The sequence below is a fragment of the Streptomyces sp. NPDC031554 genome (genome assembly GCF_055580685.1).
The window spans coordinates 136,558-144,307 of sequence record NZ_JBVIKX010000009.1 but is presented as its reverse complement, the minus strand read 5'-3'; the positions used below and the strand labels follow the sequence as shown (position 1 = coordinate 144,307).

The following is a 7,750-nucleotide window of genomic DNA, read 5'->3' as shown; positions in this document are numbered from 1 at the left end:
GGGTTTGGGGGGGGGGGGGGGGGCCCCGTTCGGGGGGGGGGCCCCCCGCCCTCGGCCCCCCGGGCCGGGGCGGGGGGGGGGGGGGGGGGGCCCCGCCCCCCCCCCCCGGCCGTCGCCGTTCGATCTACCCGTCGGTAGCATCCTGGCCATGGCAGACACCAAGCAGGTTGACGAGACCGCGGACGCCAAGCGGGCCGCGAAGGCGGAGCGTGCGGCGGCCCGCCTCGCCAAGCGGATCAGCACCTTCTCCCAGGCGCACGGCGGCGCCGAGGGCCAGGTCGCCCATCTCGGCGAGCGCGGCGCCCGGATCGTGCTCGTCGGCGAGGACGGTGGCTGGGGCGACCTCGTGGCCCCCAGCGTGGAGATCGCCGCCAAGGCGGTCGAGAAGTCCGGGATCACCGTCCACGAGAACTTCGACGGCGAGTTCGCCGCCAAGGTGACGACCGGCCCGTACGAGTGGACCCGGATGGCCGGGATCCAGGTGGGCGGCCCGCGCAACACCTGACGCCGGGTTCACCCGTTAGGACGTGTGAGGAGCACATCGAGCACACGGTCCAGCCGCGGGAGCCCCGGATGATCGAAACACCGTCCCTGGTGGACCAGCACTGCCACGGCGTGCTGAGGACGGAGCTGGGCCTCGGCACCTTCGAGGCCCAGCTGGCCCGCACCGAGGGGCCGCCCGCGCCCGGCACCACCTTGTTCGACACCCAGACCGGCTTCGCGGTGCGCCGCTGGTGCCCTCCGCTGCTCGGCCTGGAGCCGCACTGCCCGCCCGCCCGCTACCTCGCCCGCCGCCGCGAACTGGGCGTGCTGGAGGCGGGCCGCCGGCTGCTGAGCGGCAGCGGCATCACCACCTACCTCGTCGACACCGGTCTGCCCGGCGACCTCACCGGTCCCGAGGAGATCGCCTCGGCGGGCGAGGCCGAGGCCCGCGAGATCGTCCGGCTGGAACCGCTGGCCGAACAGGTCGCCGACACCTCCGGCACCGTCGAGGCCTTCCTCGCCAACCTCGCCGAGGCGGTGCACGGCGCCGCGGCCACGGCCGTGGCCTTCACCTCGGTGGCCGGCGTGCGCCACGCTCTCGCCCTCGCGCCCGAGCCGCCCGGACCGGGAGAGGTCCGGGGCGCGGCGGGCCGCTGGCTGGCGGGACGCCGCGCCGGCGAGGAGGTGGACGACCCCGTCCTGCTGCGGCACCTGCTGTGGATCGCCGTCGCCGCCGGGCGGCCGCTCCAGCTCCAGGCGGGCCCCGGCGAGCCCGGCCCGGGCACCGACCGCACCGACCCCGTCCTGCTGACCGGCTTCGTCCGCGCCACGGCCGGCCTCGGCACCGACCTGGTGCTGCTGCACGGCCATCCCCACCACCGGCACGCCGCCCGTCTCGCCGGCGTCTTCCCGCACGTCTACGCGGACTCCGGGGCCGCCCTCGTGCGCACCGGCGCCCGCGCCGCGACGGTCCTCGCCGAGATCCTGGAGCTGGCCCCCTTCGGCAAGATCCTCTTCTCCAGCGGGGCCCGTGGCCTGCCCGAGCTGCACGTCGTGGGCGCCCGGCTGTTCCGCGAGGCCCTGGAGCGGGTGCTCGGCGGCTGGGTGGCCGAGGACGCCTGGTCCCTCACGGACGCCCGGCGGGTGGCGGACATGGTCGCGGCGGGGAACGCGCGACGGGTCTACGGGCTGGAATGAGCGAAGGCCCCACCGGCCGGAGCGCGCCGCACCAGACTGGGCGGATGCAGACCGAAGCCCTGCTCGACCGCTTCCTGGGCGCCCTGGCGCCCCTCGAACCCCTCGCCGTCTGGGCGCACGGCTCGCTCGCCGGCGGCGACTACCAGGAGAGCCGCAGCGATCTGGACCTGATCGCCGTGCTGCCCGGACCCGTGCGGGCCGGCACGGTGTGGCGGGTGGCCGTCCTGCACCAAAGGCTGCGCGCCGACCCGCTCGCCGCCAAGCTGCACTGCAGCTACCTGGCCCCCGCCACTGCCGCGGACCCCGACCGCCGGCACCTGACCTGGGCGCACCAGGAGCTGCTGCGCCGCCCGGTCACCCCCGTCACCCGTCGCGAGCTGCACGTCTTCGGGCGGGTCCTGTGCGGGGACGCCCCGGGCGGGCTGCTGCCGGAGGTGTCGGACCGCGAGCTGGCGGAGTTCGTGGTGTCCGACCAGCGGGACTTCTGGCGGCCCGCCGTCGACAGGCCGCACCTGTGGGCACAGGACGTCTGGGTCGACATGGGCCCGGTGACCTTCGCGCGGGCGACGGTCACGCTGCGGGAGGGCCGGCTGGTCTCCAAGCGCGAGGCCTTGGAGGAGCTGCCCGGCCTCGGTGCGCCCGCCGAGATCGTCGAGGACATCCGACGGCGCCGCTACGGCGGGCCCGATCCCGTTCCCTCCCGGCAGGGGTGGCGGGTCCGCAGGGCCGAGCTGGTGCGCGGCTGGCTCGGACCGGCGATCGACGGCCTGGTGGCGGCGTACGCCTGAGCCGGGGACGCGGGCCGGGAACGGTCACGGACGGACGCCGGGAGGCGTCACGCGCGGGTGCCGGGTGCCGGGTGCCGGGTGCCGGACGCCGGGTGCCGGGTGCCGGACGCCGGGAGGCGTCAGGCGTGGCTGCCGACGGTCGCCTCCGCCGCCGGTCCCGGCGCGTCGAGCACCGTGTCCGGGCGTTCGCGCAGGGCCAGCAGCACGCGCAGGACCGCGATCCACACCAGGCAGGAGCCGAGCATGTGCAGGCCGACCAGGATCTCGGGAAGGTCCGTGAAGTACTGGACGTAGCCGATGACGCCCTGGGCGAGGAGCACCAGGAAGAGCTCGCGGGTGCGGTCCAGCGGGCCCTTGGGGGAGTCGACCGCCTTGAGGACGAACCACAGGGCGAAGGTCAGCGTCACCACGATCCAGGCGAGCACGGCGTGCAGCTTGGACACGGTCTCCCAGTCCAGCGGCATGCGTGCGACCTCGCTGGAGTCGCCCGCGTGCGGACCGGCCCCGGTGACCACCGTGCCGACCGCGATCAGCAGCGCGGACGCGGCGACCAGGAACCACACCAGCTGTTGCACGGACGTGCCGACCAGCGGCTTCGGCGTCCCGTCGCCCTCCCGGGTGCGCTGCCACATCACCGTGGCGACCGCGATCAGCACCGAGGAGAGCAGGAAGTGGGCCGCGACCGTGTACGGGTTCAGACCCACCAGCACGACGATCCCGCCGAGGACGGCGTTGCCCATCACGACCCAGAACTGCGTCCAGCCCAGCAGGGTCAGCCCGCGCCGGTACGGCTTCTGCGAGCGGGCGGCGACGATCGCCCAGCCCACCGCGGCGCACAGCACGTACGCCAGCATGCGGTTGCCGAACTCGATGGCGCCGTGGAGGCCCATCTCGCTCGTCGAGGTGAGCGAGTCGTCGGTGCACTTCGGCCAGGTCGGGCAGCCGAGGCCGGAGCCGGTGAGCCGGACGGCACCGCCGGTGACCACGATGATCACCGACATCACGAGCGCGGCGAGGGCCGCCCGTTGAACCGTCCGGGGGTCGGGGGTCCAGCGTGCGGCGATGAAGGCGAGGGGGTTGCGCACGGCCGCTACGGCGTCGGCGCGGGTCACGTTCGGCACGCCGTCCATCGTAAGGGTCTGCTTGTGCACGCTTTCACGAGGGTCCCGGGCGGGTCCGGAACGGGTCATTCCCAGCGGAAGAACCGGCCGGCCGCGGCCAGCCCCAGGGCCGCCCACACGGCGAGGATCCCCAGGTCGCCCCACGGCATCGCGGCCCCGTGCCGGAGCACGTCGCGCAGTCCGTCCGAGAGCGCCGAGACCGGCAGCAGGGCGAGCGCGTCCTGGGCGCCCGGGGGGAACTTCTCCAGCGGCACGATCACCCCGCCGCCCACCAGGAACAGCAGGAACACCAGGTTGGCGGCGCCCAGCGTGGCCTCCGCCCGCAGCGTGCCCGCCATCAGCAGACCGAGGCCCGAGAAGGCCGCCGTGCCGAGGACCAGCAGCAGGAGGACGGCGAACGGGCTGCCGTGCGGCGACCAGCCCAGCGCGAAGGCGATCACCGTCAGCAGGGCGACCTGGAGGACCTCCGTGACCAGCACGGCGAGCGTCTTCGCGGTCATCAGCCCCCAGCGGGGGAGCGGGGAGGCCGCCAGCCGCTTGAGCACGCCGTACCGGCGCTCGAAGCCCGTCGCGATGGCCTGCCCGGTGAACGCCGTCGACACCACGGCGAGCGCGAGGACGCCGGGGGTCAGGAAGTCGACGGCCTCGCCGGCACCGGTGTCGATGATGTCCACCGAGCTGAACAGCACCAGCAGCAACGTGGGGATCACGACGGTGAGCAGCAGCTGCTCACCGTTGCGCAGGAGCATCCGCGTCTCCAGCGCCGCCTGGGCCCTGATCATGCGCGGCAGCGGCGCGGCCCCCGGCCTCGGTGCGTAGGTGCCGGTGGTGGTCATGAGCGCAGCTCCTTGCCGGTGAGCTCCAGGAAGACGTCTTCGAGGGTGTGCCGCTCCACCGAGATCCGGTCCGGCATCACTCCGTGCTGCGCGCACCACGAGGTCACCGTGGCCAGCATCTGCGGGTCGACCTTGCCGGTGATCCGGTACGAGCCCGGGGTCGGTTCGGCGGCCTCGCTGTCGGCGGGCAGCGCCTTGAGCAGGGAGGTCACGTCCAGGCCGGGGCGGCCGCCGAAGCGGAGGGTGTTCTCGGCGCCGCCGCGGCACAGCTCCTCGGGAGAGCCCTGGGCGATGACCCGGCCCGCGTCGATGATCGCGACGTCGTCGGCGAGCTGCTCGGCCTCGTCCATGTGGTGGGTGGTGAGGATGACCGAGACCCCGTCCGCGCGCAGATCGCGGACCAGGTCCCAGGTGGCGCGGCGGGCCTGCGGGTCCAGACCGGCGGTCGGCTCGTCGAGGAACACCAGTTCCGGGCGCCCCACCACGGCCATCGCGAGCGCGAGGCGCTGCTGCTGGCCCCCGGACAGCCGCCGGTAGGTCGTGCGGCCGCAACCGCCCAGCCCCAGCCGCTCGACGAGCGCGTCCACGTCCAGCGGGTGCGCGTGCAGCCGGGCCACGTGCCGCAGCATCTCCTCGGCCCGCGCCCCCGAGTAGACGCCCCCGGACTGGAGCATCACCCCGATGCGGGGCCGCAGGTCGGAGGCCTGTCCCACCGGGTCCAGGCCGAGGACGCGCACGGTGCCGGAGTCCGGTGCGCGGTAGCCCTCGCAGGTCTCGACGGTGGTCGTCTTGCCCGCGCCGTTGGGGCCGAGCACGGCCGTCACGCCCGCCCGGGCCACCAGGTCGAGGCCGTCCACCGCGGTCTTCGTGCCGTACCGCTTCACCAGGGCCTGGACCTGGACCACGGGCTCGCTTCGCATGGGTCCAGAGTCTAGGTTCGCGCGCGGACGCCCGGACGGGCGGGTGCGGGAAGCCGCGGCCGTCCCGGTCGGCCGGAGATCGTTCGCGCAGGTCAGATTAGGTTCACCTAAGTGACGCAGGGCACCGGACGGTGATCCGGACGCGGCTTGCCTGCCTCCGATGAATTACGCAACAATGGCGTTGTGAAAAACGTCGGCGAGGCTCGGGAGACCCCCACGGGGGCCCCTCAGGAAGAGCTGGCGACCGGTGAGCGCTCCACGCGCAACCGCGTCGCACGCTCCATCCTGGACCACGGGCCGTCCACCGTCGCCGAGCTGGCCGGCCGGCTGGGACTCACCCAGGCCGCCGTACGCCGGCACCTGGACGCGCTGGTCGCCGACGACGTCGTCGAGGCGCGCGAGCAGCGGGTGTACGGAGCGCGCACGCGCGGGCGTCCCGCGAAGGTCTTCGCCCTCACCGACTGCGGCCGCGACGCCTTCGACCAGTCGTACGACAAGCTCGCCGCCGACGCCCTGCGCTTCATCCAGGAGCGGTTCGGCGGGGACGAGGCCGTCGCCGCCTTCGCCCGCGCGAGGATCGCCGAACAGGCGACCGGCTACCGCGAGGCGATCGAGGCCGCCGGGCCCGAACAGCGCACCCAAGCCCTGGCCAAGGCCCTGAGCGCCGACGGGTACGCTGCTACGGCGCGCAGCGCACCGGTCGGCGAGCAGCTGTGCCAGCACCACTGCCCCGTCGCCCATGTCGCGGAGAAGTTCCCCCAGCTCTGCGAGGCGGAGACCGAGATCTTCTCCCAGCTGCTCGGTACGCACGTCCAGCGGCTGGCGACCATCGCGCACGGTGACGGCGTCTGCACGACGTACATCCCCAAGACGTCCCACACGACTGATCACCGCACCGATCACACCATCGATATCGCATCTGCAAGCACGGCCGGGAGGAACCCCGCATGACTCTCCCCACGGAGACTGCCCACCCCGAACTCGAGGGACTGGGTAAGTACGAATACGGCTGGGCCGACTCCGACACGGCCGGCGCCTCTGCGAAGCGCGGCATCAACGAGGACGTCGTCCGCGACATCTCGGCGAAGAAGAACGAGCCGGAGTGGATGACCAAGCTCCGTCTCAAGGGCCTGCGCCTGTTCGAGAAGAAGCCCATGCCGAACTGGGGCTCGGACCTGTCGGGGATCGACTTCGACAACATCAAGTACTTCGTGCGTTCCACGGAGAAGCAGGCGGAGTCCTGGGAGGACCTGCCCGAGGACATCAAGAACACGTACGACAAGCTGGGCATCCCCGAGGCGGAGAAGCAGCGCCTCGTCGCCGGTGTCGCGGCCCAGTACGAGTCCGAGGTCGTCTACCACCAGATCCGCGAGGACCTGGAGGAGCAGGGCGTCATCTTCCTCGACACCGACACGGCGCTCAAGGAGCACCCGGAGCTCTTCAAGGAGTACTTCGGCACCGTCATCCCGGTCGGCGACAACAAGTTCGCGTCGCTGAACACCGCGGTGTGGTCCGGCGGCTCCTTCATCTACGTGCCGCCGGGCGTGCACGTCGAGATCCCGCTCCAGGCCTACTTCCGCATCAACACCGAGAACATGGGCCAGTTCGAGCGGACCCTGATCATCGTCGACGAGGGCGCCTACGTGCACTACGTCGAGGGCTGCACCGCGCCGATCTACAAGTCGGACTCGCTGCACTCCGCGGTCGTCGAGATCATCGTCAAGAAGAACGCCCGCTGCCGTTACACGACCATCCAGAACTGGTCGAACAACGTCTACAACCTGGTCACCAAGCGCGCCGTCGCCTACGAGGGCGCGACCATGGAGTGGATCGACGGCAACATCGGCTCCAAGGTGACGATGAAGTACCCGGCCGTCTACCTGATGGGCGAGCACGCCAAGGGCGAGACCCTGTCCATCGCCTTCGCGGGCGAGGGCCAGCACCAGGACGCCGGCTCCAAGATGGTCCACATGGCGCCGAACACCTCCTCCAACATCGTCTCGAAGTCCGTGGCGCGCGGCGGCGGCCGCACCTCCTACCGGGGCCTGGTCGAGATCGGCGAGGGCGCCCACGGCTCCAAGTCCAACGTGCTGTGCGACGCGCTGCTCGTGGACACCATCTCCCGCTCCGACACGTACCCCTACGTGGACGTCCGCGAGGACGACGTGTCCATGGGCCACGAGGCGACCGTCTCCAAGGTCTCCGAGGACCAGCTCTTCTACCTGATGAGCCGCGGTCTGAGCGAGTTCGAGGCGATGGCGATGATCGTGCGCGGCTTCGTCGAGCCCATCGCCAAGGAGCTGCCGATGGAGTACGCGCTGGAACTCAACCGGCTGATCGAGCTGCAGATGGAGGGCGCGGTCGGTTAGGACCCGCCCGCCACGGACAGCAGCGAAACCTGACGT

Annotated in this window: 8 protein-coding genes; 5 read left to right on the top strand and 3 right to left on the bottom strand. The window is 72.5% G+C overall.

The annotated features are described in order from the left end of the window. Positions 1 to 148: 148 nt before the first annotated feature. The 3 genes from ACZ5FU_RS23490 (at position 149) to ACZ5FU_RS23480 (ending at position 2,468) form a co-directional block, all read left to right on the top strand. Positions 149 to 505, top strand: a complete 357-nt coding sequence (locus tag ACZ5FU_RS23490; RefSeq protein WP_382783477.1) for a hypothetical protein — start codon at positions 149 to 151, stop codon at positions 503 to 505. A gap of 68 nt (positions 506 to 573) precedes the next feature. After that, positions 574 to 1,680, top strand: coding sequence for an amidohydrolase family protein (locus ACZ5FU_RS23485; protein WP_451530719.1), 1,107 nt, complete (start codon positions 574 to 576; stop codon positions 1,678 to 1,680). Positions 1,681 to 1,724: 44 nt separating this feature from the next. Beyond that, the gene (locus ACZ5FU_RS23480; RefSeq protein ID WP_469046549.1) at positions 1,725 to 2,468 is read left to right on the top strand and encodes a nucleotidyltransferase; all 744 of its coding nucleotides are present in this window, start codon (positions 1,725 to 1,727) and stop codon (positions 2,466 to 2,468) included. A gap of 119 nt (positions 2,469 to 2,587) precedes the next feature. On the opposite strand, the gene ACZ5FU_RS23475 is transcribed toward ACZ5FU_RS23480, so the two are convergent. Genes ACZ5FU_RS23475 through ACZ5FU_RS23465 form a run of 3 tightly spaced genes read right to left on the bottom strand, consistent with a single transcriptional unit; the run spans position 2,588 to position 5,345 of the window. Then, positions 2,588 to 3,598, bottom strand: a complete 1,011-nt coding sequence (locus ACZ5FU_RS23475; protein ID WP_451530721.1) for a COX15/CtaA family protein — start codon at positions 3,596 to 3,598, stop codon at positions 2,588 to 2,590. Between the two features lie 56 nt (positions 3,599 to 3,654). Then, positions 3,655 to 4,425, bottom strand: a complete 771-nt coding sequence (locus ACZ5FU_RS23470; protein ID WP_469046547.1) for an ABC transporter permease — start codon at positions 4,423 to 4,425, stop codon at positions 3,655 to 3,657. Then, positions 4,422 to 5,345 (bottom strand): ABC transporter ATP-binding protein, encoded by a 924-nt coding sequence (locus ACZ5FU_RS23465; RefSeq protein WP_468646699.1) that lies wholly within the window; start codon positions 5,343 to 5,345, stop codon positions 4,422 to 4,424. The genes ACZ5FU_RS23470 and ACZ5FU_RS23465 overlap by 4 nt, the downstream gene beginning before the upstream one ends. A 183-nt stretch (positions 5,346 to 5,528) precedes the next feature. On the opposite strand from ACZ5FU_RS23465, the gene ACZ5FU_RS23460 reads away from it, so the two are divergent. After that, positions 5,529 to 6,296 (top strand): helix-turn-helix transcriptional regulator, encoded by a 768-nt coding sequence (locus ACZ5FU_RS23460; RefSeq protein WP_451530724.1) that lies wholly within the window; start codon positions 5,529 to 5,531, stop codon positions 6,294 to 6,296. Continuing rightward, positions 6,293 to 7,714, top strand: a complete 1,422-nt coding sequence (gene sufB, locus ACZ5FU_RS23455; RefSeq protein ID WP_363091184.1) for a Fe-S cluster assembly protein SufB — start codon at positions 6,293 to 6,295, stop codon at positions 7,712 to 7,714. Before ACZ5FU_RS23460 ends, sufB begins: the two co-directional genes overlap by 4 nt. Positions 7,715 to 7,750 lie beyond the last annotated feature (36 nt).

Excerpts from the sequence above, each read along its gene's own strand:
- ACZ5FU_RS23490 (WP_382783477.1), top strand. The coding sequence starts at position 149 with ATGGCAGACACCAAGCAGGTTGACGAGACCGCGGACGCCAAGCGGGCC.
- sufB (WP_363091184.1), top strand. The coding sequence starts at position 6,293 with ATGACTCTCCCCACGGAGACTGCCCACCCCGAACTCGAGGGACTGGGT.
- ACZ5FU_RS23470 (WP_469046547.1), bottom strand. The coding sequence starts at position 4,425 with ATGACCACCACCGGCACCTACGCACCGAGGCCGGGGGCCGCGCCGCTG.
- ACZ5FU_RS23480 (WP_469046549.1), top strand. The coding sequence starts at position 1,725 with ATGCAGACCGAAGCCCTGCTCGACCGCTTCCTGGGCGCCCTGGCGCCC.
- ACZ5FU_RS23465 (WP_468646699.1), bottom strand. The coding sequence starts at position 5,345 with ATGCGAAGCGAGCCCGTGGTCCAGGTCCAGGCCCTGGTGAAGCGGTAC.
- ACZ5FU_RS23485 (WP_451530719.1), top strand. The coding sequence starts at position 574 with ATGATCGAAACACCGTCCCTGGTGGACCAGCACTGCCACGGCGTGCTG.
- ACZ5FU_RS23475 (WP_451530721.1), bottom strand. The coding sequence starts at position 3,598 with ATGGACGGCGTGCCGAACGTGACCCGCGCCGACGCCGTAGCGGCCGTG.